This is a genomic window from Sinorhizobium fredii, assembly GCF_002944405.1.
In the GTDB taxonomy this organism is placed as follows: Bacteria; Pseudomonadota; Alphaproteobacteria; order Rhizobiales; family Rhizobiaceae; genus Sinorhizobium; species Sinorhizobium fredii_C.
Genome location: NZ_CP024307.1, coordinates 1,248,431 through 1,273,471, shown reverse-complemented (window position 1 = coordinate 1,273,471; position 25,041 = coordinate 1,248,431). Strand labels below are relative to the sequence as shown.

24 protein-coding genes and 1 pseudogene are annotated in these 25,041 nt (G+C 62.7%); 14 read left to right on the top strand and 11 right to left on the bottom strand.

Annotation, left to right across the window (positions count from 1 at the left end; translation table 11 throughout):
* Position 1: 1 nt before the first annotated feature.
* On the top strand, positions 2–466 hold the full coding sequence (locus NXT3_RS06145; protein WP_097526492.1) for a molybdenum cofactor biosynthesis protein MoaE: 465 nt from the start codon (positions 2–4) through the stop codon (positions 464–466).
* 10 nt (positions 467–476) lie between these two features.
* Here NXT3_RS06145 and NXT3_RS06140 read toward each other — a convergent pair whose 3' ends face one another.
* A complete protein-coding gene (locus tag NXT3_RS06140; protein ID WP_104838966.1) occupies positions 477–1,373 on the bottom strand; it encodes a branched-chain amino acid ABC transporter permease in 897 nt (298 codons plus the stop codon).
* Here NXT3_RS06140 and NXT3_RS31595 point away from each other — a divergent pair.
* The 3 genes from NXT3_RS31595 (at position 1,372) to NXT3_RS06130 (ending at position 2,703) form a co-directional block, all read left to right on the top strand.
* Positions 1,372–1,539, top strand: a complete 168-nt coding sequence (locus NXT3_RS31595; protein ID WP_158254925.1) for a hypothetical protein — start codon at positions 1,372–1,374, stop codon at positions 1,537–1,539. The two genes, NXT3_RS06140 and NXT3_RS31595, sit on opposite strands and share 2 nt — an antisense overlap.
* A 106-nt stretch (positions 1,540–1,645) precedes the next feature.
* A complete protein-coding gene (locus tag NXT3_RS06135; RefSeq protein WP_037413887.1) occupies positions 1,646–2,206 on the top strand; it encodes a CGNR zinc finger domain-containing protein in 561 nt (186 codons plus the stop codon).
* Positions 2,203–2,703 carry a hypothetical protein gene (locus NXT3_RS06130; RefSeq protein ID WP_097539399.1) on the top strand — a complete coding sequence of 167 codons (501 nt, stop codon included), beginning with the start codon at positions 2,203–2,205 and terminating at the stop codon, positions 2,701–2,703. The genes NXT3_RS06135 and NXT3_RS06130 overlap by 4 nt, the downstream gene beginning before the upstream one ends.
* Before the next feature lie 74 nt (positions 2,704–2,777).
* Here NXT3_RS06130 and ndk read toward each other — a convergent pair whose 3' ends face one another.
* Positions 2,778–3,200 carry a nucleoside-diphosphate kinase gene (ndk, locus tag NXT3_RS06125; protein ID WP_012707487.1) on the bottom strand — a complete coding sequence of 141 codons (423 nt, stop codon included), beginning with the start codon at positions 3,198–3,200 and terminating at the stop codon, positions 2,778–2,780.
* 102 nt (positions 3,201–3,302) lie between these two features.
* Positions 3,303–3,992, bottom strand: coding sequence for a glutathione S-transferase family protein (locus tag NXT3_RS06120; protein WP_097539398.1), 690 nt, complete (start codon positions 3,990–3,992; stop codon positions 3,303–3,305).
* A 139-nt stretch (positions 3,993–4,131) separates the two neighbouring features.
* Between NXT3_RS06120 and NXT3_RS06115 the strand changes: the two genes are divergently transcribed.
* Positions 4,132–4,644 (top strand): DinB family protein, encoded by a 513-nt coding sequence (locus NXT3_RS06115; protein ID WP_104838965.1) that lies wholly within the window; start codon positions 4,132–4,134, stop codon positions 4,642–4,644.
* Between the two features lie 62 nt (positions 4,645–4,706).
* Here NXT3_RS06115 and NXT3_RS06110 read toward each other — a convergent pair.
* Both NXT3_RS06110 and NXT3_RS06105 read right to left on the bottom strand, forming a co-directional pair.
* Positions 4,707–7,248, bottom strand: a pseudogene (locus NXT3_RS06110) (AMP-binding protein); the annotation flags it as partial.
* 224 nt (positions 7,249–7,472) lie between these two features.
* Positions 7,473–7,751 (bottom strand): hypothetical protein, encoded by a 279-nt coding sequence (locus NXT3_RS06105; protein ID WP_097526498.1) that lies wholly within the window; start codon positions 7,749–7,751, stop codon positions 7,473–7,475.
* 319 nt (positions 7,752–8,070) lie between these two features.
* Here NXT3_RS06105 and NXT3_RS06100 point away from each other — a divergent pair, with 319 nt between their 5' ends.
* Positions 8,071–9,960, top strand: coding sequence for an ABC-F family ATP-binding cassette domain-containing protein (locus NXT3_RS06100; RefSeq protein ID WP_104838964.1), 1,890 nt, complete (start codon positions 8,071–8,073; stop codon positions 9,958–9,960).
* Positions 9,961–9,972: 12 nt separating this feature from the next.
* Here the strand turns inward: NXT3_RS06100 and NXT3_RS06095 are convergent, their stop codons facing one another.
* Complete coding sequence (locus NXT3_RS06095; RefSeq protein WP_104838963.1) at positions 9,973–10,812, bottom strand: GNAT family N-acetyltransferase; 840 nt, start codon at positions 10,810–10,812, stop codon at positions 9,973–9,975.
* Between the two features lie 187 nt (positions 10,813–10,999).
* Between NXT3_RS06095 and NXT3_RS06090 the strand changes: the two genes are divergently transcribed.
* Positions 11,000–11,926, top strand: coding sequence for a Gfo/Idh/MocA family protein (locus tag NXT3_RS06090; RefSeq protein ID WP_097539394.1), 927 nt, complete (start codon positions 11,000–11,002; stop codon positions 11,924–11,926).
* Positions 11,927–12,097: 171 nt separating this feature from the next.
* Here the strand turns inward: NXT3_RS06090 and NXT3_RS06085 are convergent, their stop codons facing one another.
* Both NXT3_RS06085 and NXT3_RS06080 read right to left on the bottom strand, forming a co-directional pair.
* Positions 12,098–12,562, bottom strand: a complete 465-nt coding sequence (locus tag NXT3_RS06085) for a DNA polymerase III subunit chi (RefSeq protein WP_097539393.1) — start codon at positions 12,560–12,562, stop codon at positions 12,098–12,100.
* A 120-nt stretch (positions 12,563–12,682) separates the two neighbouring features.
* Positions 12,683–14,176 carry a leucyl aminopeptidase gene (locus tag NXT3_RS06080; RefSeq protein ID WP_097539392.1) on the bottom strand — a complete coding sequence of 498 codons (1,494 nt, stop codon included), beginning with the start codon at positions 14,174–14,176 and terminating at the stop codon, positions 12,683–12,685.
* Here NXT3_RS06080 and NXT3_RS06075 point away from each other — a divergent pair.
* From NXT3_RS06075 to rsmA, 7 genes are all read left to right on the top strand, one after another.
* Positions 14,154–14,492 carry a hypothetical protein gene (locus tag NXT3_RS06075; protein ID WP_158665318.1) on the top strand — a complete coding sequence of 113 codons (339 nt, stop codon included), beginning with the start codon at positions 14,154–14,156 and terminating at the stop codon, positions 14,490–14,492. The genes NXT3_RS06080 and NXT3_RS06075 overlap by 23 nt on opposite strands.
* On the top strand, positions 14,489–15,661 hold the full coding sequence (lptF, locus tag NXT3_RS06070; protein WP_097526503.1) for an LPS export ABC transporter permease LptF: 1,173 nt from the start codon (positions 14,489–14,491) through the stop codon (positions 15,659–15,661). Before NXT3_RS06075 ends, lptF begins: the two co-directional genes overlap by 4 nt.
* Positions 15,658–16,740 carry an LPS export ABC transporter permease LptG gene (gene lptG, locus NXT3_RS06065; protein ID WP_104838962.1) on the top strand — a complete coding sequence of 361 codons (1,083 nt, stop codon included), beginning with the start codon at positions 15,658–15,660 and terminating at the stop codon, positions 16,738–16,740. Before lptF ends, lptG begins: the two co-directional genes overlap by 4 nt.
* A complete protein-coding gene (locus NXT3_RS06060) occupies positions 16,740–19,088 on the top strand; it encodes an LPS-assembly protein LptD (protein WP_097526505.1) in 2,349 nt (782 codons plus the stop codon). Before lptG ends, NXT3_RS06060 begins: the two co-directional genes overlap by 1 nt.
* Before the next feature lie 198 nt (positions 19,089–19,286).
* Positions 19,287–20,225, top strand: coding sequence for a SurA N-terminal domain-containing protein (locus NXT3_RS06055; RefSeq protein ID WP_037413859.1), 939 nt, complete (start codon positions 19,287–19,289; stop codon positions 20,223–20,225).
* Between the two features lie 11 nt (positions 20,226–20,236).
* Positions 20,237–21,265, top strand: a complete 1,029-nt coding sequence (pdxA, locus tag NXT3_RS06050) for a 4-hydroxythreonine-4-phosphate dehydrogenase PdxA (protein ID WP_104838961.1) — start codon at positions 20,237–20,239, stop codon at positions 21,263–21,265.
* Positions 21,265–22,089 carry a 16S rRNA (adenine(1518)-N(6)/adenine(1519)-N(6))-dimethyltransferase RsmA gene (gene rsmA / locus NXT3_RS06045; protein ID WP_097526507.1) on the top strand — a complete coding sequence of 275 codons (825 nt, stop codon included), beginning with the start codon at positions 21,265–21,267 and terminating at the stop codon, positions 22,087–22,089. Before pdxA ends, rsmA begins: the two co-directional genes overlap by 1 nt.
* Before the next feature lie 15 nt (positions 22,090–22,104).
* On the opposite strand, the gene gmk is transcribed toward rsmA, so the two are convergent.
* From gmk to mltG, 3 genes are all read right to left on the bottom strand, one after another.
* Positions 22,105–22,764 carry a guanylate kinase gene (gmk, locus tag NXT3_RS06040; RefSeq protein WP_037379753.1) on the bottom strand — a complete coding sequence of 220 codons (660 nt, stop codon included), beginning with the start codon at positions 22,762–22,764 and terminating at the stop codon, positions 22,105–22,107.
* Between the two features lie 3 nt (positions 22,765–22,767).
* Positions 22,768–23,655, bottom strand: coding sequence for a YicC/YloC family endoribonuclease (locus NXT3_RS06035; protein ID WP_037413969.1), 888 nt, complete (start codon positions 23,653–23,655; stop codon positions 22,768–22,770).
* A 198-nt stretch (positions 23,656–23,853) separates the two neighbouring features.
* A complete protein-coding gene (gene mltG, locus NXT3_RS06030; RefSeq protein WP_037413855.1) occupies positions 23,854–25,041 on the bottom strand; it encodes an endolytic transglycosylase MltG in 1,188 nt (395 codons plus the stop codon).

Here is a 25,041-nt window from a genome sequence, read left to right as displayed (position 1 = left end):
GATGGACGCTTCGGTCAGCGTGCGTGTCCAACCCGAGGACTTCGATCTTGCAGCCGAAGTCTCCGCGCTCACCCGCGGCCGGGCGGACATCGGTGCTGTCGTCACCTTTCTGGGCCTCTGCCGCGATGAGGCAGGGGCTTTGAACGCGCTCGAACTCGAACATTATCCGGGCATGGCGGAAGCCGAGATCAGCCGCATCTGCCACGAGGCGGTGCAGCGCTTCGGGTTGCAGGCCGCGACGGCCATTCACCGCTACGGCCGTATCGAGCCCGGTGAGAACATCGTGCTCGTGGTCACCGTCTCGCCGCATCGGCAGGCCGCTTTCGACGGCGCCAACTTCATCATGGATTTCCTGAAAACCTCGGCGCCCTTCTGGAAGAAGGAACACCGTGCCGATGGCAGTGCCGACGACTGGGTCAGCGCCAAGGACGCCGACGACGCGGCACGCGGCCGTTGGGGCCGCTGAGCGAGCGCCGTCAGGGGATGACCTTTTCCTGCCTGGTCACGACGAGCACGATGACGAGAAAGCCGAAGATCGCGAAATCCCGCCAGAGGATCGGCCCGTAGGCGCTCCACAGCGTTTCCAGGAGCCCTACGCCGGCGGCGCCGAGGGCAGCATAGAGTGGCGCCGCCTGGCCGCCGATTGCCGCGATGAACAGGACCTTGACGCCGAAGGTCAGGCCCATGCCGAAGTCCATGTTGCCATAATAGGAGGCGGCCAGAATGCCGCAGAAGGCGGCGATCACCGACGCGACGCCATAGGCAAGAATGTAGACGATCGAGGGATCTATGCCGCAAAGGGCGGCAGCCTCACGATCCTGGGAGACGGCCCGCCAGTATCGCCCGACATAGGAGTGCGTCAGCAGCCAATGGCCGGCGGCGACGAGCGCCGCCATCAGCGCGGTGTTCAGCAGTTGCACGACTGTCAGCGTCACGGGAAATTCCGGATCCGGCCAGAAGACGATAACCTGGTTCAGAAATGGCGGCAGCCAGAGGCTTCTCGTATCTGACGCGAGACGCGCCGTTTCCATGAGCACGATAAGGCTACCGAGCGAGGCGACAACCACCGCATTTGCCGAGGAGAAAGCCAGCGGCCGGATGATGTAGCGGCCGGCGACCAGCCCCGCGCCAAGCCCGAAGCTCAGCGCCGCCGCCGCACCGACGCCGAGGGCCGCAGGCAGCACCAGCCACAGCCGGTTCCAGCCGAAATCCGAAAAGAGAACGAACATCTGCCCGGCAAATGCGAAGAGCGCGCCATAGGTCAGGTCGGCCCGCCGCGTGACGGCGAAGGCGATCGCGTAGCCGAAGGCAAGTGCCGCATAGAGCGCTGCAACGGGAACGGCATTGGCGATCTGCTGAAGGAAATAGGCCATGGCATATCCGGTCGGTCGCGGCGGTCAGGATCGGGTCGATCCGAGAACGAAACTGCATCAAGTTCACCTGCAAAACGCGGAGGCCGAAGGCGCAACCAACTTTGCTCTGCGGCTCTACAGCGCCGTGCGTCTTGTCGGACGTGCAAGGATCGCTGTAGCGCTTTGAATTGCTGCATATCTTTGTCCTTAAATCGATGTCGATTTAAGAGACATGCAGTGGTGACAGGATCAATATAACTGGTAAAATGAGTTTTACTAGTTAGGATTTTCGCATGAGCTTCACCTGGACCGCGCATCGATTTTCGGGCGGCGCATTGGCGCTAGATGTCGCCAATTCGGTGGTCCTGCGCTTCGACCCGCAACGCCGCATCGATCGTTTTGCCGATGAAAGGGCGATCGACAGCTTTGCCGAAGCAGCCAATCTCCATGGTTGCGAGAAGCAGCGGTTCGGCAGGCTCGGTCCGATCGGGCCTGAAAGGCGGGCGTCGCTGATCGATCTGCGCGAGGCGACGGACCGGCATTTCCGGGCTCTGGTGCGGGACGAAGACCGGCCGGAGCTTCTTGCCGATCTATTGGAGGCGATCGCCGCGGTGGTGCGCCGACCGGGGGATGGCGGCGGATACATCGCTCTCGACGTCGCCACTGCGCATTCGGCGCTCAGCCTCGTCGCCAATCCGGAGCCCGACCGCCTTAAGATTTGCCCGAACTGCGAATGGCTGTTCCTTGACCGCAGCCGCAACCGGAGCAGGACCTGGTGCGACATGGCGGTTTGCGGCAACCGCACGAAGGCCAAACGCCACTACCGCCGTTCCAAACAGGAAACACAGCCATGAAACACGCCATTGCAATCGCCTTGGTCGCGGCCGCGCTTGCCGGCTGCCAGCGCGAGGCCGGACCGGATCCACTGAAATTGACCGGCAAGATGTTCGTCTTCAACTACCGGCTCGCCTACGCCACCTACACGATCACGCTCAACAAGACGGAACCGCTGCCGGACGGCAGCATCGTCGTGGCAAGCTTCGAGAACCCGGCCGGCGGCGAACCGCTGACATTGACGCGCAAGCTCTTTCCGAAGCTCGACAAGGTGGTGCTGGAAAGCCCGGACATAACCTGCGTCAGGAAGGAGAGGCCCTATGCGGTGACGATCGAGGTCAAGGGGCCGGACGGAGCGACGCTGCAGAAGCTGGAAACGACGGTGGTTTCCGATGTCGACCAGAGCGTCATGCCGGCAAGACCCTTGGTCGTCGGCCCTGCCTACGACAAGAATCCGGAAGTCTTCAGGAATGGGCTGGCGCCGACGCATTTCGACACGTCCGCCTGCCCGACATAAGGAAAACCGGGGCGTCTCCGCCCCGGTTTCGAAGACCGTTTCAAGCCCTTAGAGCGCAAAACGAAGAAAATGGATCAGCCGACGATCTCGGTGCCCGCAAACCAGTAGGCGATTTCCTCGGCAGCCGTTTCCGGACCATCGGAACCGTGAACTGAGTTTTCGCCGATCGACAGCGCGTGAACCTTGCGGATGGTCCCTTCGTCAGCGTTGGCCGGGTTGGTGGCGCCCATCACTTCGCGGTTCTTGGCAATGGCGTTCTCGCCTTCGAGAACCTGAACGATGGTCGGGCCGGAAGACATGAACTCGACCAGCTCACCGAAGAACGGGCGCTCCTTGTGGACGGCGTAGAAGCCTTCGGCTTCGCGGCGGCTCATCCAGACGCGCTTCGAAGCGACGACGCGCAGGCCGGCGTCTTCGAGCATCTTGGTGATGGCGCCGGTCAGATTGCGCTTCGTTGCGTCGGGCTTGATCATCGAAAAGGTACGTTCAATCGCCATTGGCTCAATTCCCTTGCTCTTGAGAAAGTGGCGGTTCATTAGCCGCCAATGCCGCGCAAAACAAGGGGGAGCGGCGATGATTCGCCTGAGCCGGCGACAGTTTCACGCGGCTGTCACGGAACGGCCGAGGCCATCGTGGAGATCGAGGCAACGCTCGAACCAGTCCGAAACGACGTCACCCTCAGCGAGCAGACGATGCGGCGAGACGATCCGCGCCCATTGCAGGGCACCGAAGACGATGTAATCGGCAAAGAGTGGCCCATCGCCGCCGATGAAAGGCTGGAATTTCAGCATGTGGCGAAGCGGTTCGAGCTTCATCGAGAAGGTTTCGAGATCCGCTTCTCCCGCCTCCGCGGTCGCCTCGAGCGACTTACCGAAGCGCTGCTCGCGGCTCTGCCGGAAATAGGCCTGATCCACCGGATCGAGGCTGTCATGGATATTCATGATGGCGATGCGGCCGATCGCCGGATGCAGCGTCATCTGCGACCAGCCTTCGACGAAGCGGGCCGTTGCCTTGCCACCCTCGCCGCCGAACAGGGCCGGGTGGTCGGGATAGGTCTCCTCGAGATAAAGAGCGATGTCGAAACTGTCGCTGACGAGATTGTCGCCGTCGCGGAGCAGCGGGACGATCTTCGTCGCTCCTTGCTCGAGCTTTGGGATTTCGGTGAAGCCGACAGGCGCCACGTCGAAGCCGAGCCCCTTGTGTGCGAGCGAAAGCTTGGTCTTCCACACATGCGGCGAAAAGGGGCGCGTCCGGTCGGTACCACAGAGCGCATAAAGTGTGCGGGTCATGTCCCCTCCTGTTCTGAACATCGTTCGACGCATAAAAGGAGAGCGAGCCCGGGCGATCAAATCAGTAATTTTCATGAGTTGCATTCGACACGCGAATATCAATCCGAGCTAGGGTGGGCGGACAGCAAGGGAGAATGTGATGCTCGACCATTACCGGATGTTTGCCGACTACAATCGCTGGGCCAACCGGCTGCTCTACGTTGCCGTAGCCGAACTCTCCGAGGCGGAGTACCGGCAGGACAAGGGCGCCTTCTTCGGTTCTCTGCATGGAACGCTCAACCACCTCCTCGTGGCCGACCGGATCTGGATGAAGCGGTTCACCAAGGAGGGCGACGCGCCCACGAGGCTCGACGCGATCCTCCATGAAGACCTATCGGCCTTGACGGCGGCGCGGGAGGCGGAGGACGAGCGCATCATCGCCTGGATCGACAGCCTCGACGAGGCGCGGCTCGGCGCGCACTTCACCTACTCGCCGATCAGCAGACCCGGCGAGATCACCCAGAAAGTCGCCCTGGCGCTCGACCATTTGTTCAACCACCAGACCCATCACCGCGGACAGGCGCATGCGATCTTGACAGCGCTCGGGCGGCCATCCTTGACGCTGGACCTGGCTTTCTTCCTGTGGACCGAGGGGAAGAAGTGGTCGGCCTGAAAAGAGCCGGGCCATGAATGCGGCCGGCCAATCTATCCGGAGAGAACCCACCCGGCCGCGGACGAGCCACTTCACCAGCTGGCGCTGCCCCGACCAGACCGCGATCCCCAAGGCGACGCCGCCGGCGATCGAGCAGAGCGAGAAAGCAAGCGGCGGGAGGAACGGCTGCATTGGCGCAAGCAGCAGCTCCGGCACGAAGCGGTGCAGGATGTAGATATGAAAGCCTGCCGCCGCGAGCGGCAGGACAAGCTGCACTGCCCATTGCGGCAGGCGGATGCGCGGCAGGAACAAAAGCGCCACGAGCACGACGATCTGCAGCAGATATTTGATCTTCGTGCCGATCCAGACGCCCTCATAGAGGCCGAGAAACAGATAGATCGCCGCTCCTGCCGCCATGACCGCGAGCCGCTGGGCCCAGTTTTTCGCCAGTGCCGCGCACCAGCCCGCGACCGCCAGGTGAAAGATCCAGGGAAGCGTGAATATCTGCCGGTTGCCGATTTCCCAGAGCTCAGGCAGCGCCATGCGGGCGGCAAAGGCGCCAGCGAGCAGCGCCATGCCGGCAGCAAACGGCCGCACCGCGGCGAACCGCCTGACGGACGGCACTGCAAACAGAGCGGCAAACACCAGCACCGTCTGGCAATAGGCCTCGATGAACCAGTAGAGATAGGGCACCATGCTGTGCCGCTCGGGATCGGCGAAGCCGAAATTGCCGACGAGGAAGACCGAGGCCCAGGGCACGTTTCCCCAGGCAAGAGCGTAAGCGGCGACGATCAGATAATAGGGAACAAGAATCTGCGCGAGCGGCCGCAACAGCTGCCCGAGCGCGCCCGACAGGAGCGCGCCACTTTGAAACCGTGCCAGGCCGAATCCGGCGAGAATGACCATTGTCGCCGACCCTCCCGGGATCGGCCACAGAGTCTCGTGGTGGAGCACGACCAGCAGGATGGCCAGCGCCCGAATCAAGAAGTCGGTGCCGATCTGCGGAGCCTTGCGCTCCTGGCGGACCATGACCGCCAATGTGTTGACCGGTATGCTTTCCCACGCCTCGGGCACGTCACCGAGGATCTTCTCAAGACCCATCGATAGCTGCACGAATCGGAGCGAATCCCCGCCGAGCGACAGGAAGCTGTCCTCGGGTCGGACCTTTCGCGGATAGAAGACCTGCTCGAACAGGGCTTCGACACCTTCTTCGCGTGAAGACCCGCTGCCGCGCCGGCTCCGCTGACGGAGAGCTTCGTAATCGACCTTTCCGGACGCCAGGCGCGGCAGCGCGTCGATGCGCGTCGCCCCCACCTGCAGCAGGGTCAAGCCGCTGGCGGCGACGAGCAGCTGGCGGACGTTGTCGGGAGCGCGTTCGCCGGCGAAAAAGGCGTGGATTTCGACATCGTTGCCAATGACCGCGACGGCGATATCGTGCCGCTCCAGAGCCGCTTCGAGAGCGTCATGGCCGATCCTCAGCCCGGCGATCTTCGATATGCGCTTCGTCCGTCCGACGATGCGGAAGAACCCGTCGGTATCCCGCACGGCCAGATCGCCGGTTCGCAATTCGGAAAGCTCGGCGCCTCGGGCGAGATCGGCCCGCGCACCGGCATAGCCCATCATCACATTGGCGCCGCGATAGACGAGTTCGCCGGCTTCCTGCGCATCGGTGATCAGTCGCCCGCTCTCATCCTCGATGGTCAGGCTGCCGCCGGGTATCGCGACACCGATCCGGTCCTCCCTGCCCACTAGCCGATCCGGAGGCACATAGGCGATGCGGGCGGTCGCCTCCGTCTGGCCGTACATCACGAAAAAGGCTGCGCCACGCGCAGAGAGATGTTCGTTGTAGAGGCGAACCTTCTCGGCCGGCAGGCGTCCGCCGGCCACGGTCATGAACCGCAGTCGCGGAAATGCCCGCTCGCGGAAGCCCACCTTTTCCAGAAGCTCGTAGGAATAGGGAACCCCGGACAGATTGGTGCAGCCGCTTTCGGCAAGTCCGTCGAGGAAGCCCTCATCGAGAATGGATCCGCCGGGGATGTAGATGCTCGCGCCGACCGTGATGTGAGCGTTCAGGACCGACAGGCCATAGGAATAGTGAAGCGGCAGAACGAGACAGGTCCGGTCCGTCGCCGTGAGGCCGAGATATTCGGCGATGGAACGTGCATTGGCCTCGATATTCGTCCTGGACAGCCGGACATATTTGCCCTGGCCGGTGCTGCCCGAGGTCGATAGCAGGACGGCGAGATCGGGATGGAGAACGACCCGGCCTCCCTCCAGCCGCTCCGTACGCCAGCGTCCGTCGATCCTGCGATGGCAGAAATCCGGCTTGAAGATCTCACGATCCGCATTCATGGCTGCCGTACCCTGCAGCGCAACGGCGTGTCCGGCATCGAGCGCGGCAAGATAAGCAATGATCGCATGCTCCGAGAGGTCGGCCTCGAGCATCACCAGTCCGCGCCCGTTGCGCCACTTCGATGCCTGGCGATCGACGCGGGCGGCGAGTTCGCGATAGCTGACGACCCGCTGGCCGGGAAACATGAGCGCCGGCTTGTCGCCGTGGGCGGCCAGGTGCGCAACACAGAATGGGAATATCGACAAATCGCCAGCGCCCAAAGCCACCTCCATTTTAGCGAGGCGGCATATTATTGCTGACTCTCGTCGTCAAGTATAAGCGCTGAACTAATATGGGGGCTTGCGCAGGAAGGTCTGCGACAAAACGCGGCACGCAGATCCGGCGCCGGGCAAAGTCATCTCAATGGAGACGAGGATGGCCCGGCCCCGCAAAGGGGACCGGGCCATGGGAAGAGCAGTCTGCCTGGGAGGACGAATGCTACGCGATCGATTCCGCGTTATCGGCTAATGCCCTGATAATATTCACCCTCTCCGCCACGGACCAGCTTCGGCTGCACGGCGTAGTCCGAGACAGACCCGGTAGAGGTACGGTCGATGGACCCGTTCGTGCGGCGAACAGAGGCCTCATCGCCTGCCTTTGGAGCGCGTTCAGTAAAGAGCGGCTTGTCGCTGATGCCTTCGTAATAGCTGCCGCCGGCAAAGGCAGCAGAAGCGCCGCCAAGAACGGCAGTGGCGACAAGGGCGGCGGCGAGAGCGGTGTGGACTGCATTTCTCATGTTGAACACTCCTGATCAGTCGTTCTCTTGAACGATGGGTTGGTCGCGACCACCTGTGAACGGATCAGTCTTTTCGAACGCGGCGGCCTTGCCGATGGCGTTCGATCCGAGCCGGATGGTCGGAAGAGCAGTTGCTCGGCTCTTCGGGGATAGATGTGGGGCCTCATGATGAGGAGCGGAAGTATTTATTATCGGAATACGTCGTCCAGGAATCGATAACAATAGGCTCTTGAAAATGCCGACTTCGGACTTATCGGGAAGCCGCGATGCTCGTCCCGTGACCCTTGCCTTCGGATAAAACTCGGGGCAAAAGGCCGCAATGATCCAGATTACCGGCCTCTCCGCCCGCGTCGCGGGCCGTCTTCTTATCGAAAACGCTTCCGTGACGCTTCCGGCCGGCACGAAGGCCGGCCTTGTCGGCCGCAACGGCGCCGGGAAGTCGACGCTCTTCCGGATCATCACCGGCGAACTTGCCGCCGAGACCGGCAGTGTCTCCGTGCCGAAGAACGCGCGGATCGGCCAGGTGGCCCAGGAAGCGCCGGGGACGGACGAGCCGCTGATTGAAATCGTGCTGAAGGCTGACAAGGAACGCGCCGCCCTTCTGGCAGAGGCCGAAATCGCCACCGACCCCCACCGGATCGCCGAGATCCAGATGCGGCTTGCCGATATCAGCGCCCATTCGGCGGAAGCACGGGCGGCAAGCATCCTCGCCGGCCTCGGCTTCGACCATGAGGCGCAGCAGCGCCCCGCCTCCTCCTTCTCCGGCGGCTGGCGCATGCGCGTGGCGCTTGCGGCCGTGCTCTTTTCCGAGCCGGACTTGCTGCTGCTCGACGAGCCGACCAACTATCTCGATCTCGAAGGTACCTTGTGGCTCGAGGATTACATCCGCCGCTATCCACATACGGTGATCATCATCAGCCATGATCGGGACCTGTTGAACACGGCCGTCAACGCGATCGTCCACCTCGACCAGAAGAAGCTCAACTTCTATCGCGGCTCCTATGACCAGTTCGAGCGGCAGAAGGCGGAAGCCGACGAACTGCAGATGAAGGCGAAGGCCAAGAACGAAGCCGCCCGCAAGCATCTGCAGAGTTTCATCGATCGATTCAAGGCGAAGGCATCCAAGGCCCGGCAGGCGCAAAGCCGCATCAAGGCGCTCGAACGCATGGGCACGGTCGCCGCCGTCATCGAGGAGCATGTCCAGGGCTTCTCCTTCCCAGATCCGGAGAAGCAGGTCGCCTCGCCGATCGTCGCCATCCAGGGCGGTGCGGTCGGATACGAGCCGGGCAAGCCGATCCTGAAGAGGCTCAGCCTGCGCATCGACGCGGACGACCGCATTGCGCTGCTCGGCTCCAACGGCAACGGCAAGTCGACCTTTGCGAAATTCATCTCCGGCCGCCTTGCGGCAGAGGCCGGCGAGGTGCGGATCGCGCCGGGCCTGAAGACCGGCTTCTTCGCCCAGCATCAGCTCGACGATTTGATCCCGACGCAAAGCGCCGTGGAACATGTGCGCCGCCGCATGCCGGATGCGCCGGAAGCAAAGGTCCGCTCGCGCGTCGCACAGATGGGGCTGTCGACCGAGAAGATGGATACGCCAGCCAAGGACCTTTCCGGCGGCGAGAAGGCGCGGCTGCTCATGGGGCTCGCCGCTTTCGATCAGCCGAACCTTCTGATCCTAGACGAGCCGACCAACCATCTGGACATCGACAGCCGCAACGCGCTGATCACCGCCCTCAACGACTATTCCGGCGCCGTCATCCTGATCTCGCATGACCGCCACCTGATCGAAGCAACCGCCGACCGGCTTTGGCTGGTGCGGGACGGAACGGTGACGAGCTATGACGGCGATCTCGAAGACTATCGAAGCGTCATTGTCGGCGGCCCCAAGGCGAAGGACGAAAAGCCGAGGGCCAACGGCTCGGACGAAAGCCTGTCGAAGGCCGACCAGCGCAAGGCCAATGCCGGCAAGCGTGCTTCGCTGGCGCCGCTCAAGAAAAGGATCAACGAGATCGAGTCCTTGACGGCAAAACTCGAGAAACTGATTCAGGCCCTCGATGCCGAGTTGGCCGACCCGACGCTCTACGAGAAAGCGCCCGCAAAGGCGGCTCAGCGCGCAAGGGAACGGGCGGAGGCGGTAGCAAAGCTCGCCCAGGCCGAAGAGCAATGGCTCGAGCTTTCGGCCGAATACGAGGAGGCGATGGCCAGTTAGAGCAGGCCACGCTCAGCCGAGTTCGAAGGTCGTAATCCCGTAAATCCGTGGAAGCGGCAGGTCCGGCGCCGGTCCACGATACATGCGCGCGGTCTCGAAAACCGGCTTCATGTTGTAGCGCTCGCAAAGTGCCCTCGCCGAGGCGTTCGGCTCGGGAATGTCGAGGAAGATCCGCTGCCCCTTTGCTCCCGCAGCCAGCTTGCGGAACACGAGGTCGGCGCCGGTCTCGTTGTCGGCAAAGAGCGGGCCGATCTTCAACCCTTCGCGGCAGGCGCGGATCGTCCCGTATCCGACGATGGTGCCGTCGCGCAGGAGAAGCACGCTCCGACGGGTCGGCAACTGTTTCGTCCATTCGTAGAGAAAGGCGTCGCGTCGGGCCGGATTGAAGCGGCGGTCATAGTCAATGAGAGCGGCAACATGCACCGGGGCCGCGTCGACAAGATGGGTGCCCGGAGGCTCGGTGACATCGACGGAACCGCCATAGCGGACGTTCGCATGCGCCCAGGCGAAGCCCGATTTTCGATAGTTGCCCTGCTGCGCCACCACCCCGTCAAGGCCGATGACGCGGCCTTCGCTGCTGGCAATCGCCCGATCCCAGAGGGCGAAGCCGATGCCCCTGCCCCGAAACACCGGATCGGCGATGTAAAGGCCAAGAAAGGCATACTGGCTGCCGTAGCGCACCAGCGATAGGCCAGCCGCCAGGGCTTCCTCTTCCGTTGCGACCCAATAGCCCTCCGGATCGGCCGCCCAGAAGGCGTTGCCGTCCTCCAGGCCGGGATTCCAGCCCTCCCTCGCCGCCCAGTCGATGATTGTGTCAAGCTCGGCGCGCGTCGCATGGCGGATGTTCGGCATGGCAAATCCTCGACTGTGCTCCGAATGATGAGGGCGCAAGACCATCGTCATCCGAGGCATAACAGATTTGTTTGCATCTTGTGCCCCGAGGTGCCAGCTTGTTTCAAGACCGAACCCCGCTTGCCCGCCGCCCTCAATCTGCTACAAGAGGCGGCAATAAGTCATACTAATTAAGAGCGAAGCACCCATGTCCCCCATTCGAATTGCCATTGTCGGCGTCGGCAAGATCGTGCGCGATCAGCATCTGCCGGCGCTTGCCAAGGATGCCGACTATCAACTGATCGCGGCAGCGAGCCGCCATGGAACGGTCGACGGCATCGACAATTTCAAGTCGATCGAGGCGATGCTCGAGGCGGTACCGGCGATCGACGCGGTGTCGCTCTGCATGCCGCCGCAATACCGCTACGAAGCGGCCCGCACTGCCCTCGAGGCCGGCAAGCACGTCTTCCTCGAGAAACCGCCGGGCGCGACCTTGAGCGAGGTCGCGGACCTTGAGGCGCTGGCGGCGGCCAAGGGCCGTTCGCTCTTCGCCAGCTGGCATTCGCGCTATGCACCGGCGGTCGAAGCCGCCAAGGCCTTTCTGGCGTCGACGACGATCCGCACCGTCAGGATCATCTGGAAGGAGGATGTCCGCCACTGGCATCCGAACCAGGAATGGATCTGGGCAGCCGGCGGGCTCGGCGTGTTCGATCCGGGCATCAATGCCCTGTCAATCATCACCCACATCCTGCCGCGGCCGATCTTCATAGCCTCGGCGACGCTTGAATTCCCCGAGAACCGCGACGCACCGATCGCCGCCTCGATCGCCTTCAGCGATGCCCAAAAGCTCGACGTTTCGGCCGAATTCGACTGGCGCCAGACGGGCAAGCAGAGCTGGGACATCATTGCCGAGACCGAAGCCGGCGAGATGGTTCTTTCCGAAGGCGGTGCCAAGCTCGCCATCGACGGCAAGATCGTCCACGACGAGCCGGAGCAGGAATATCCGATGCTCTATCGCCGTTTCGCCGAGATCATCAAGGAGGGCCGGTCGGACGTCGACCTGTCGCCGCTCCGGCACGTCGCCGACGCCTTCATGCTCGGCCGACGAAAATTCGTGGAAGCATTCCACGACTGAGATGAAGTGCCGGCGAGGTATCGTTTGCCTCTCGCCGCTGTTTGCAGATTTGCCCCTCACCCTAACCCTCTCCCCGCACGCGGGGAGAGGGGACTTAGAGGGGCCGCGAGTCTCCTTCGCCCCGGCTGCGGGGAGAAGGAGGCCGGCAGGCCGGATGAGGGGCACGGGCGATCATCCCTGCTGTGATTCGGCCTTCTTCTCCCACCTTCCGTCGCGGTTTTGCTGCCAATAGGTGAGGTTATGCCCCTCGCCCTTCAGCCGCTTCCATTGGCCGCGCGCCGCCTCGAGTTGCCCCTGGTCGTACCCGTCGAACATGAAGACGACGCGCTCGTATTCGGAAAGCGGCGGCGGCTCGGCGCCGTCGACGAGGAAGCGCACGGTCGCGCTATTCCGGTTGCCACTGTCGGCGACGATCAGAATCGGTTGCTCGGCGGCAAACTCACCCGCATCCGTGCCGTGCGGCAGAAAGCTGTCGTCGCGGTAGACCCAGAGATGCGTGTCGAGCGCGTCGCGCCTCTCCGCATCGACCGTTTGCACGGCCACCCGCCAGCCGCGCTCGAGGCTTCTGTCCAGGAGCGGCGGCAGGGCGTCCTCGAGTTTCGATTCGGTCAGGTGGTAGAAAAGGATTTCGGTCATTCCCGCAGCCCACTACAGCGCCGCGCGTCTTATCAGACGCGCAAAGGACGCTGTAGCACTTTGGATTGCTGCATGTCTTTATCCTTAAATCGGCGATTTAAGGATACATGCAGTAGGCAATCAGGATTCGTAGTTTGCCCGGACCAGTTCGTCGAGGAGACGCACGCCGAAGCCGGAACCCCAGGACTGGTTGATCTCATCGGTCGGCGAACCCATCGCGGTGCCGGCGATGTCGAGATGCGCCCAGGGCGTATCCTTGACGAACCGCTTCAGGAACTGCGCCGCCGTCACCGAACCGCCGTGGCGGCCGCCGGTATTTTTCATGTCTGCAAATTTGCTGTCGATCATCTTGTCGTATTCCTTGCCGAGCGGCATCCGCCACAGGCGCTCCCGCGTCGTCGTGCCGGCCTTCAGCAGCTGTTCGGCGAGGCGATCATCGTTCGAGAACAGCCCGGCATAATGATTGCTGAGCGCCACCATGATCGCGCCGGTCAGCGTGGCGAGGTCGATCATCGCCTTCGGCTTGAAGCGATCGTTGCAATACCAGAGCGCGTCGCAGAGGACGAGCCTGCCTTCGGCATCGGTGTTGATCACCTCTATCGTCTGGCCGGACATGGACGTGACGATATCGCCAGGGCGCTGCGCACTGCCGTCCGGCATGTTCTCCACGAGCCCGATGATGCCGACGGCATTGACGCTCGCCTTGCGGGCCGCCAGCACATGCATGAGACCGGTCACGGCGGCGGCACCGCCCATATCTCCCTTCATCTCCTCCATGCCGGAGGCGGGCTTGATCGAGATGCCGCCCGTGTCGAACACGACGCCCTTGCCGATGAAGGCAATCGGCTTGTCCTTTGCCTTGCCGCCCTTCCACTGCATCACGACCAGCCGCGGCGGGCGGGACGATCCTTGCGCGACGCCGAGGAGCGCGCCCATTCCGAGCTTCTTCATTTCCCGCTCGGTCAGGATCTCGACCTCGATGCCGAGCCTCTCAAGTTCCTTCGCACGCGCCGCGAACTCCACGGGGCCGAGCACATTGGCGGGCTCGTTGACGAGGTCGCGCGCCAGGAAAACGCCCTCGCCGACCGCCTGGGCGGTGGCGAATGCCTTCTTCGCGGCGATGACCATACCGGTGACGATGGTGACCTTCACCACTTTCTGAGCAGACTTCGAGTCGTCGTCGGACTTGCGTGTCTTGTAGCTGTCGAAGGCATAGGCGTTCATTTCCATGCCGAGGGCGAAGTCGGCCGCCGCCTTGCCGGTTACCTCGGCATCCGGCGCATCGATGAAGATGGTGGCCTTCTCGGCGTTGCGCAGCTTCGCGGCCGCGGCACCGCCGGCTTTCAGCCAGTCGTGGCTCGTGAGCGCTGCCGCATCTCCAAGGCCGAGCAGAATGATCCGATCCGCCGGCGAGCCGTGCGGGGCGACGACGTCGAGCGTGGAGAGCGCCTTGCCGGTGAACTTGCCGATCTTCGCCGCCTTCGGCAGCACTCCCTCGGGATCCACGACAGCGGCACCTGCCGGTTCCTTCGCGCCGGCGACCTGGAGGAGGACTGCGGAGCCCCCGGCCGGGCGGTGGGATTTGCTGAACGTGAACTCGAACTTCATCGGCATACAGGGGACTCCGGCATTTCTGGTGGGCTTCCGTCCGGCTGTTACCGGACGGCTACAGTGGCGGACATTCGCGACGTCGACCATGTTCAAAACCGTGGCGCGCACCCTTCTCGCTTTTGAAGCGCTTGGCAAGATGCCCGCACATGTTTACATGCGGTTAACCGCAGTTCTTCGCCTTATATTATCCCTGTTGTTCGAGACTCTGGGTTTCGACGAAGGAGACGGGAAACCGGTTCGGCCGGAACGCGAATACGAGGCTCGTAAGCGCATGAACGGCTCGAATGAAGAGCAGGATTTGGGTCGGAAACGGGTATGAAGCTGATCGAACGCTACATCTTCCGGCGCGCCACGATCATGTTCCTGGCAACGCTCCTGCCGCTGCTCGGCATCGTCTGGACCACGCAGGCGCTGAGCAACGTCAACCTGGTCACGGACAGCGGCCAGTCGATCTTCGCCTTCCTCAAGCTCGCGACCTTGATCCTGCCTTCGGTCGTTCCGATCATCCTGCCCTTCGCGCTTTTGATCGGCGTCACTCAGACGCTGAGCGTGATGAACACCGATTCGGAGCTGACGGTGCTCAACGCCGCCGGCAGCTCACGCATGTCGGTCATCCGGCCGGTGATCTATTTTGCCGTGGGGCTCAGCGTCCTTTCCTTCGTCATCGACAATTTCGTCGAGCCCTATTCGCGCGTTGCGGTGCGCAAGATGATTGCTACGGCCCATGCCGACCTGCTTTCCTCAGTGGTGCAGGAAAACGCCTTCCGGAAGATCACCGACGGACTTTACGTGCAGGTCGCGGCGCGGCGCAGCGGCGGCGTCCTGCACGGCATCTTCGTCGCCGATTCGCGCAATCCGAACTTCGAGCTCGTCTACTATGCCCGCGAGGGCGCGGTCGACGAGGAGCGTTCGGCGCTGGTGATGAAGGACGGCGAAGTCCATCGCAAACTGCCGGACGGCGGCGTCTCGGTCATCAAGTTCGATTCCTACGCCTTCGATCTTACCGACATGACCAGGGCGGCGGGCGAAGCCACCATTCGGGCCAAGGATCGCGACCTCTTCTATCTCATCGATCCCGATCCGGAAGATCCTTCCTACAAGCGCTCGCCGCTGACCTTTACGGCGGAACTGCACCGGCGCCTCACCGAGTGGACCTATCCGCTCCTCTTCGGTTTGATCGCCCTCGTCGTCAGCAGCGATGCCCGCTCGCACCGGGAGGCGCGCGTTCATCCGACGATCAGTGCCGTGGGCGCGGCCCTCGTCATCCGCTGGATGACGTTCTACGCCGGCAACAGCGCCGAAGATTCGATCTGGTTCATACCGCTCATGTATCTGGTGCCGCTGGTGACCGGCGCCCTGGCGATTCGCCAGCTCGGCAGCAACCGCCGCCTCGACATACCGATGACGTGGAAGGAAAAATTCACCGATCTCATGCTGCGGCTTCGGCTCGTGCGGCCGGCTGGCGCCGACGGGGAACAGGCGTCATGATCCTCAACACCCTCGGACTCTATTTCTTCAAGCGTTACATCGTCACCACGTTCTGGTTCCTAGTCGGCATCTTCGCGCTGATCTTCATCATCGATTTCAGCGAGCTCTCCAGCCGCATGTCGGCCCTGCCGCACTACACGGTCAGCGGCGCCCTGTTGATGACGACGTTCCGCATCCCGACCATCCTGCAGCAGACGGTACCCTTCGTGGCCCTGTTTTCCGCCATGGCTGCACTGATCTCGCTCAACCGCCGCTACGAGCTGGTCGTCACGCGGGCCGCCGGCATTTCCGTCTGGCAGTTCCTGAGACCCTTCGTGCTGGGTGCGTTCCTCTTCGGCGTTCTCGCCGTCGCAGCCCTCAACCCGCTTGCCGCCTGGGGAACGAAACGGGCGGAAGCGCTGGAGGCGGAATGGGGTTCCTCCCGCTCGGCGCAATCCAATTCGATTCCGTGGCTTCGACAGATCTATGACGGCACCGACACGATCATCGGCGCCCGGTCCGTCCAGAACGGCGGCACGGAGCTCATCAACGTCACCGTCTTCCACTTTGATCCACAGGGGACCATCATCCTGCGTCAGGATGCCAAGTCGGCGAAACTTGAAGATGGTTACTGGCTCCTTAACGGGGTCACCGAAAGCGGCAACGGACGGCTGCCCCGACGTCTGGAAACGGTACGTCTTCGTACCAATCTGAAAGCCGATTTCGTCCAGGAACGCTTGGCAAAGGCTGATTCCATTCAGTTTTTCGACCTGCCGCACAAAATCGAAGTGGCCCGATCCTTCGGCTTCTCGACCGACGCCATGGAGACCCAGCTACACTCGCTCCTGTCGCTGCCACTGCTTCTCGTTGCGATGACTTTGATCGCCGCCTGCGTGTCTCTAAAGTTTAGCCGGTTCAACCAATCGCGCTCCGTAATTCTCGGTGGAATCCTGTCAGGCTTCGTGCTTTATGTCGTCACCGTGCTTGTCAAAGCATTCGGGAGCAGCGGTATCGTGCCTCCGTTCGTTGCAGCCTGGTTGCCAGTTGTTGTAGCGATGGCGCTGGGCTCGACGATTCTATTGCATCAGGAGGATGGCTAGTGGCGGCAGGCAACCGCGGACCTATGAAGCTTATCAACGCCGCCCTCCTCGCAGGCGTGGCGCTGCATGCGCTTGCTATCGGAATGCATGCGCCGGCCATGGCGCAGGACACATCTACCCGAATCGACCAGCTGCAGCCGAACATCCCGGCCGACGCGAAGCTCCTGCTGACCGCCAATGAGCTGGTCTACAACCGCGACACGGAAATCGTCATCGTGCGCGGCAACGTCCAGATCGAATATGGCGGCTACAAGATGGTGGCCCGCCAGGTCGAGTACAATCAGCAAAGCGGCCGTATTCTTGCGACCGGGGAAGTGCAGCTGATCGAGCCCGGCGGCAATGTCGTCTATGCCGACAAGATGGACGTCACCGACGATTTCGGCGATGGTTTCGTCACGGCGTTGCGGATTGAAACCACCGACCTGACCCGGCTTGCGGCCGAAAGCGGCGAACGGCGCGGCGGCGAAGAATTCATCCTCAACAAGGCCGTCTATACTGCCTGTACGCCCTGCTCGACCAAACCGGAGCACCGCTCGCTGTGGCACATCAAGGCGCAGCGTGTCATTCAGAACGGCCGCACCCGCACGATTCGCCTTGAACACGCCTATTTCGAGCTCTTCGGAAAGCCGATCGCCTACATACCGGTGATGGAAATTCCCGACCACACCGTCAAACGCAAGAGCGGCTTCCTGTTTCCGACTTTCCGCTACGCGCAGAAACTCGGCGCCGGCGTCGGCATCCCCTATTATTGGGCGATCTCGCCCTATATGGACGCAACCGTCACCGCGACTGGATTGACGCGCCAGGGCTTCCTGCTCGAAGGCGAGTTCCGCCAGCGGTTCCACAACGGCATGCATACGCTGAACGTGGCCGGCATCAGCCAGATGGACCGGGACCAGTTCACGCCCGGAACCGTCGATGCGCAGGAGACCGCACGCGGCATGGTGGCGTCCAAGGGCCGATTCGAGATCAATCCGCGCTGGACCTTCGGCTGGAACGTTCTCGTCCAATCGGACAACAACTTCGCCAAGACCTACGACCTTTCGTCGTTCGATGGCACGACCTATGTCAACCAGGCCTACTTGTCCGGTCTCGGCAAGCGCAACTATTTCGACCTGCGCGCCTTCTATTTCGACATCCAGGATGCCGATCCGGACAGCATCGCCGAAAACCAGCAGCCGATCGCGCAGGTCCTCGACTATTCCTACACGGCGCCCGAACCGGTGCTGGGCGGCGAGCTCAATGCCGACTTCAACTTCACGAACGTCAAGCGCAACCGGCTCGACCGCGACACGACGGTTTTCGGCGTGGATCGCTTCCGCGGGCTTGAGGGAACGTCGCATCGCCTGACCGGCGAACTCGAATGGAAGCGGACCTTCATCGCCCCAGGCGGTCTGGCGCTGACGCCATTGCTTGCGGCGCGCGGCGACGCGATCGGCGTCAATGTCGACGACCCCGTCGGCTACACCGGCGATTTCACCAGCAGCGATGCCGTGACGCGGAGCATGCTCACCGCGGGTCTCGAGGCGCGCTATCCGATCCTTTTTGCCGGTGAAACGAGCAGCCACGTGCTGGAGCCGATCGCACAGCTCTATGCGCGGCCGAACGAACAATATGCCGGCGCACTGCCGAACGAAGATGCCCAGAGCTTCGTCTTCGACGCCACCAATCTCTTCGACCGCGACAAGTTTTCCGGTTTCGACCGGATCGAGGGCGGAACACGTGCCAATGTCGGCTTCCGTTACACCGGAAGCTTCGACAACGGCTACGGCCTGCGCGCCATTGCCGGGCAATCATTCCACCTCGGCGGCCTCAACTCCTTCGCAACTGACGATCTCGTCAAGGCTGGGGCGGATTCGGGCCTGGAAAGCGACCGATCCGATTACGTGGCGATGTTCGGCGTCGACGCGCCTTCCGGTTTGATGGCAAGTCTCTCCGGCCGTCTGGACGAAGAGGACTTCAGCCTGCGGCGTGCCGATGCGACGGTCGGCTATCTCGGGCTGACATGGCAGGCCGCCTTCACCTATACGCGGATCGAGGCACAGCCGCTCTACGGCTCGGCCTTCGACCAGGACGAGATCCAATCGGCTGCCGCCTATCGGTTCCACGACTACTGGTCGGTGTTCGGCGGCGTGACTTACGACATCAATGAGGGCGTCGTAACCCGGCATGGCTTGGGACTGACCTATGACGATCAGGACACGCTGTTCTCGATCGTCTACAAGTCGGAGCGGGATACGGACAGCACGGTCGCCAACGACTGGTCGATCGGTGCCCGCATCAGTTTCCGCACGCTCGGCGACATCAATGTGGGCGAGACCACCTTCGAAGAGCTGGACTATTTCTGAGACGTCCCTCGCTCCTCTTCTAATCTCGAGCGCCGTGATCGCGCCGCATAAATGCGGCGCGATCGTTTGATCACGCGCTCTTGTCATCGTTTAGCCGCATGTATTATGCATTTCCCACAAATTGACAGTGGGCAGGCGGACGGTTGAGGCTGTGGCAACGGCTGCGAGCAATCGACGCGGGATGAGCAGGGAACGATAATGGGCGGGAAATTCTCGATCGTGAAGGCGCTCTCCGCCCTGGCGGTCGCCGGGGTGCTGAGCTTTGCTTCGGGTACGGCCGTTCAGGCTGCGAGCGGAGTGAGTGTAATCGTCAACAATACGGTGATCACCTCAGGTGATATCGCCAAGCGCGTGGCGTTCCTTCGCCTGCAGCGCCAGGGCGGCGGCGCGGCCGAAGCCAAGAAGCAGCTGATCGACGAGGTGCTGAAGCGCGCCGAGATCGCGCGCGTCCAGCAGTCGGTGAGCACCCAGGAGGTCGACGCCGCCTATGCGCGATTTGCCGCCGGCAACAAGCTGTCGCCTGAACAGCTCGGCAAGATTCTCGACCAATCCGGCGTCGGTGTCGAGCATTTCAAACAATATATCGCTGTCCAGATGAGCTGGCCGCGGGTCGTCAATTTCCGCTATGGCAGCGCCACGCGCCTCTCCGGTGGCGATCTCGTCAAACGCATGATGGAAGGCGGCGGCGACAAGCCGGTCACCACCGAGTACTTCCTGCAGCAGGTCATCTTCGTCATACCGGAAAAGAAGCGCGGCGCAATCACCGCCAAGCGGCAGGCCGAAGCCAATGCCTCGCGCTCGAAGTTCCCCGGCTGCGAGACGTCGAAGGTGTTTGCCGCGAACTACCGTGACGTATCGATCCGCAGCCTCGGCCGCGTGCTTGCCCAGCAGCTGCCGGAAGATTGGAAGCCGCTCGTCGAAAAGGCGGGCGACGGCATGACGACAGGTACGCGCGTCACCGAAAAGGGCGTCGAATATCTGGCAATCTGCAAGAAGCGCCAGGTCAATGACGACGCCGCCGCCGAAGTCGTCTTCCGCGCCGAGGATATCGGCAAGAAGAAGGCCGGCGGCGAAGATCCGAACAGCGAAAAATATCTCGAGGAACTGCGCTCCAAGGCGCAGATCGTCAACAAGTAATACGGGCTAACATGAGCGACACGCGCGGCAGGCCGGTTGCCCTGACGATGGGCGACCCGGCCGGTATCGGCCCGGACATCACTCTTGCCGTTTGGGCAAAGCGGGAGGCGCAGGCAACTGCGCCTTTCCTCTTCATCGGCGACCCCCCGGTGCTTTCGGCACGCGCCAAGACGCTCGGGATCACCGTGCGGATCGAGGAAACCGATTGTCTCAACTCCGCCGCCGTTTTCCCGAATGCCCTGCCGGTATTGCCGATCCCATGTCGCGCTACCGTTATCGCCGGTGAACCGAGCGCGGAGAATGCCGCTGCCGTGACCGAAGCGATCGATACAGCCGTTCGACTCGTCATTGCCGGTGAGGCGTCGGCCGTGACGACAAATCCCATCGCCAAAGCCGTGCTCTACGAGGCGGGCTTCCGCTTCCCCGGCCATACGGAATACCTCGCCGATCTGGCGGAGAAGGCGACCGGAACCGCCGTCCGGCCGGTGATGATGCTGGCGGGGCCGAAACTGCGCGCCGTTCCCGTGACGATCCATATCCCGCTCAAGGATGTTCCCGCCGCACTGACGCCGGATCTGATCTACCGGACCTCTACGATTACCGCCGCCGATCTCAAGAGCCGCTTCGGGCTGGAGACGCCGCGCCTGGCGATCGCCGGACTGAACCCGCATGCCGGAGAAGGCGGCGCGCTCGGTTTCGAGGACGATGCTGTCATCCGCCCGGTCGTCGACCGGCTTCGCGGCGAAGGTCTGAACGTCGTCGGCCCGCTTCCGGCGGACACCATGTTCCACGACCGGGCAAGAGAGACCTACGACGTCGCGATCTGCATGTATCACGATCAAGCGCTGATCCCAGCCAAGGCGCTCGGCTTCGACGAGAGCGTCAATGTGACGCTTGGCTTACCTTTCATCAGAACATCGCCGGACCACGGCACCGCCTTTGCGATTGCCGGAAAGGGAATGGGTCGCGAAGACAGCTTGCAGGCGGCCTTGCGGCTTGCCGCGGAACTTTCGGCAAATGCCGGGAAGGCTCAGCGCTGATGGCAGCTCTCGATGGTCTGCCGCCGCTTCGCGACGTCATACAGCGCCACGGGCTGGATGCAAAGAAGGCGCTTGGGCAGAACTTCCTGCTCGATCTCAACCTCACCCAGAAGATCGCCCGCACGGCCGGCCCCCTTGACGACGTCACCGTCATCGAAGTGGGGCCGGGCCCCGGCGGGCTGACGCGCGCCATCCTGGCGCTCGGCGCAAAGAGGGTCGTGGCAATCGAACGAGACTCGCGTTGCCTGCCGGCACTTGCCGAAGTCGGCGCCCACTATCCCGGTCGGCTCGACATCGTCGAAGGCGACGCCCTGAAGGTCGATTTCGAGAGCCTTGCCGAGGGTCCGGTGCGTATCATCGCCAACCTGCCCTACAATGTCGGCACGCAGCTTCTCGTCAACTGGCTGCTGCCGGAGCGCTGGCCGCCCTTCTGGGAGTCGATGACGCTGATGTTCCAGCGGGAAGTCGGATTGCGCATCGTCGCAGGCGCCGACGACGATCACTATGGCCGCCTTGGCGTCCTCTGCGGCTGGAGAACCAAGGCGCGCCTCGCCTTCGACGTGCCGCCGCAGGCCTTCACCCCTCCTCCGAAGGTCACGTCCACGGTTGTGCATCTCGAGCCGATCGAAACGCCCATTCCCTGTGTGGTATCCTCTCTCGAGAAAGTCACGCAGGCAGCCTTCGGCCAGCGCCGCAAGATGCTGCGCCAGAGCCTCAAGCCGCTCGGTGGCGAAGCACTGCTCGGCAAGGCCGGCATCGACCCGCAACGCCGAGCCGAGACGCTGACGGTCGAAGAATTCTGCCGCCTTGCGAATTGCCTGTGAGCCGACACGAAGGACTTAGAACGGGTTTTCCGTCAGAAGCCCGTTGACGAATTCGAACAGACCGGGGCGACGGTCGCGGCGCAGGCGCTCCGCTTCGATGATAGAACGGACCGAGGAGAAGGCGCGGTCCAGATCGTCGTTGACGACGATATAGTCGTATTCCCGCCAATGCTCGATCTCCGCGCGCGAGTTGGCGAGTCGAGTGGCGATCACCTCCTCGGTGTCTTCGGCGCGACGGTGCAGTCGCGACTGCAGCTCGGCCATGGACGGCGGCAGGATGAAGATCGAGACCACGTCGCCCGCCATCTTTTCCTGCAATTGCTGCGCACCTTGCCAGTCGATGTCGAAGAGCATGTCACGCCCTTCGGCCATCGCCGCCTCCACCGCGTCGCGCGGCGTGCCGTAAAAATTGCCGTGTACCTCGGCCCATTCGAGCAGCGAATCCGTCGCCCTCAGGGCTTCGAATTCGCGGATCGTCTTGAAGTGGTAGTGCCGGCCCTCGATCTCGCTCAGTCTCTTCGCGCGCGTCGTCACACTCACGGAAATGCTCAGTTCCGGATCGGCTTCAAGCAGGTTGCGCGCGATGGTCGACTTGCCCGCACCCGAGGGCGACGAGATCACGAGCATCAATCCGCGACGGGGTATCCTGATGGGCGATGCGGTCGCCGATTTCATGTGTTACTCCAGATTCTGAACCTGTTCGCGGAACTGGTCGATCACAACCTTCAGTTCGATGCCCGCGGCCGAGACGACAGCGGCATTCGACTTCGAACAGATCGTATTCGATTCCCGGTTAAATTCCTGTGCAAGGAAATCCAGCTTGCGTCCGACCGGACCGCCTTTCGTCAGAAGCTCGCGGGCGGCAGCGATATGCGAGCGGAGCCGGTCGATCTCTTCCCGGAGGTCGGCCTTTGTGGCAAGAAGTGCGACCTCGGCATGCAATCTCTCGCGGTCGATCGACGAGGCATTGTCCATGATCAGCGCGACCTGCTGCACCAGTCGCGCGGCAATGGCCGAAGGGCTGCGTGAGGGATCGTTCTCCACCGTCGTCGTCAGCGCTTCGATGCGGTCCACCTGCGCCAGCAGAACTTTTTCAAGCGCCGCTCCCTCGTCTTCGCGCATCGCCATGAGGTCGCCAAGCGCCAGCTCCAGCCCCTTGACAATGTCGGCGTCGCGGGCGGCGCGCTCGCTCTCGCTTTCCTCCGGCTCGCGAAGATCGATGATGCCGCGGAGCGACAGAAGCGTATCGAACCTCAGCGGCGCCGGATCGACGAGATCCCCGAGCTGCTCGCGGAGCCTCAGGACAGCGTCCAGGGCACCCCGATTGATCACGGCGTCGACGGCCGTCTCGCCGCCGCTGACCGACAGGGCGATCTGCAGGTTGCCGCGAGAGAAATACTGCGGAGCAAGACGCCGACAGTCGGGCTCGAAACGCTCCAGCCCCTGCGGCAGGCGGAGCCGCACATCGAGCCCCTTGCCGTTGACCGAGCGCAACTCCCAGGCCCAGCGATAGCGGCCGCTGCTCCCCTCTCTCCTGGCGAAGCCGGTCATCGATTGGAGCGGCATGGTTTCCTCCATTTCGCTGCTGAGTGCTTCCTCTAGCCGATTGCAGACGAGGGCCAAACACGCAGCGTTGCTAAGCTACAGCGGCTTTGTGCGTCCGCAAGAACGCAAGGCGCTGTCGTGCAGACAGCAATAGGGCGACGGCGCGGCATACCGCAAGGGATATCCGCGCCGTCCGCCAATCGTCCACAATGAGCCTGTCTATTGCGCCTCGGGCACCGTGGCGGCATCCGCAGCCGCCTTCGCCGCCTCGGCCGCCTTTTCGGCCTCGAGCTTTCGCCACCGCCGCACATTCGCATTGTGCTCTTCGAGGGTTGCGGCGAAGACGTGACCGCCGGTCCCGTCGGCGACAAAATAAAGCTCGGGCGTACGCGACGGATTGGCCACCGCTTCCAGCGCCGCCCGGCCCGGATTGGCGATCGGCGTCGGCGGCAGGCCCTTGATGATATAGGTGTTGTAGGGCGTTTGCTTTTCCAGGTCCGACTTCAGGATCGCCCGGTCGGCTGGTTTGCCCTCGCCGCCGAAGATGCCGTAGATGATCGTCGGATCCGACTGCAGGCGCATGCCTTTTTCCAACCGGTTGATGAACACGGAGGCTACACGCGGCCGTTCGTCTGCGCGGCCCGTTTCCTTCTCGACGATGGAGGCGAGCGTGACGAACTCGTCGACCGACGAAACCGGCAGCTTCGGGTCACGCTTTTCCCAGATCTGCTCGACCAGCGACTTTTGTGCCGCAACCATCTGCTGGACGATCTCGGCCCGCTTGGTGCCGCGGGTGAATTTGTAGGTGTCCGGCTTCAGCGAGCCTTCGGCCGGCAGTTCCGTTGGCAGGTCGCCCACGAGCACCGGGTCGTCCGCAAGCTTGCGGAACATCTGCTTCACCGTCAGCCCTTCCGGCAGAGACACGGCATAAAGGATCGACTTGCCGGATTTCAGCAGTTCCATGATCTCCTGCATCGACGCATGCGCCTTGATCTCGTATTCGCCGGCCTTCAGCGTTTCGTTGTCGAGATAGGCTTCGGAGACGAAGCGGAACACACGGGCGTCGGTGATGATGCTGTTGCGTTCCAGGTCCTCGGCAATCTGAATAATGCCGGCCCCGCTGCGCACGATGAAGTTCCTGTTCGCTTCCAGGGGCCCAGCTTTCTCGTATTCATGCATGGCGTAGTAGACGGCGCCCGCCGCCGCCAACACGACGAAAACCACCACGGTCATCAGGAAATTGAGGAAGATGACGACCTGGCTGCGTGCTTTCCTGGAACGCTTCGGCGGCTCCGGCACGCGTTCGGGTCGTAGCGCCTCGTTCGCCGACTTCGGAATGATCGGCCCGTTGCTCCCGGTCTCATTGCGGCCGAACTGCGCCGCGCTGTTATCGTTTGAGTCGCTCAC

Bases quoted from the DNA above. Each gene is read 5' to 3' on its own strand.
- gmk (WP_037379753.1), bottom strand. From the start codon at position 22,764: ATGAAATCGGCGACCGCATCGCCCATCAGGATACCCCGTCGCGGATTG.
- NXT3_RS06100 (WP_104838964.1), top strand. From the start codon at position 8,071: ATGATCCAGATTACCGGCCTCTCCGCCCGCGTCGCGGGCCGTCTTCTT.
- NXT3_RS06035 (WP_037413969.1), bottom strand. From the start codon at position 23,655: ATGCCGCTCCAATCGATGACCGGCTTCGCCAGGAGAGAGGGGAGCAGC.
- NXT3_RS06145 (WP_097526492.1), top strand. From the start codon at position 2: ATGGACGCTTCGGTCAGCGTGCGTGTCCAACCCGAGGACTTCGATCTT.
- ndk (WP_012707487.1), bottom strand. From the start codon at position 3,200: ATGGCGATTGAACGTACCTTTTCGATGATCAAGCCCGACGCAACGAAG.
- NXT3_RS06115 (WP_104838965.1), top strand. From the start codon at position 4,132: ATGCTCGACCATTACCGGATGTTTGCCGACTACAATCGCTGGGCCAAC.
- NXT3_RS06080 (WP_097539392.1), bottom strand. From the start codon at position 14,176: ATGCCGATGAAGTTCGAGTTCACGTTCAGCAAATCCCACCGCCCGGCC.
- lptG (WP_104838962.1), top strand. From the start codon at position 15,658: ATGATCCTCAACACCCTCGGACTCTATTTCTTCAAGCGTTACATCGTC.
- NXT3_RS06085 (WP_097539393.1), bottom strand. From the start codon at position 12,562: ATGACCGAAATCCTTTTCTACCACCTGACCGAATCGAAACTCGAGGAC.
- pdxA (WP_104838961.1), top strand. From the start codon at position 20,237: ATGAGCGACACGCGCGGCAGGCCGGTTGCCCTGACGATGGGCGACCCG.
- NXT3_RS06140 (WP_104838966.1), bottom strand. From the start codon at position 1,373: ATGGCCTATTTCCTTCAGCAGATCGCCAATGCCGTTCCCGTTGCAGCG.
- NXT3_RS06130 (WP_097539399.1), top strand. From the start codon at position 2,203: ATGAAACACGCCATTGCAATCGCCTTGGTCGCGGCCGCGCTTGCCGGC.
- NXT3_RS06105 (WP_097526498.1), bottom strand. From the start codon at position 7,751: ATGAGAAATGCAGTCCACACCGCTCTCGCCGCCGCCCTTGTCGCCACT.
- NXT3_RS06090 (WP_097539394.1), top strand. From the start codon at position 11,000: ATGTCCCCCATTCGAATTGCCATTGTCGGCGTCGGCAAGATCGTGCGC.
- NXT3_RS06095 (WP_104838963.1), bottom strand. From the start codon at position 10,812: ATGCCGAACATCCGCCATGCGACGCGCGCCGAGCTTGACACAATCATC.
- NXT3_RS31595 (WP_158254925.1), top strand. From the start codon at position 1,372: ATGGCATATCCGGTCGGTCGCGGCGGTCAGGATCGGGTCGATCCGAGA.
- rsmA (WP_097526507.1), top strand. From the start codon at position 21,265: ATGGCAGCTCTCGATGGTCTGCCGCCGCTTCGCGACGTCATACAGCGC.
- NXT3_RS06055 (WP_037413859.1), top strand. From the start codon at position 19,287: ATGGGCGGGAAATTCTCGATCGTGAAGGCGCTCTCCGCCCTGGCGGTC.
- lptF (WP_097526503.1), top strand. From the start codon at position 14,489: ATGAAGCTGATCGAACGCTACATCTTCCGGCGCGCCACGATCATGTTC.
- NXT3_RS06120 (WP_097539398.1), bottom strand. From the start codon at position 3,992: ATGACCCGCACACTTTATGCGCTCTGTGGTACCGACCGGACGCGCCCC.
- NXT3_RS06135 (WP_037413887.1), top strand. From the start codon at position 1,646: ATGAGCTTCACCTGGACCGCGCATCGATTTTCGGGCGGCGCATTGGCG.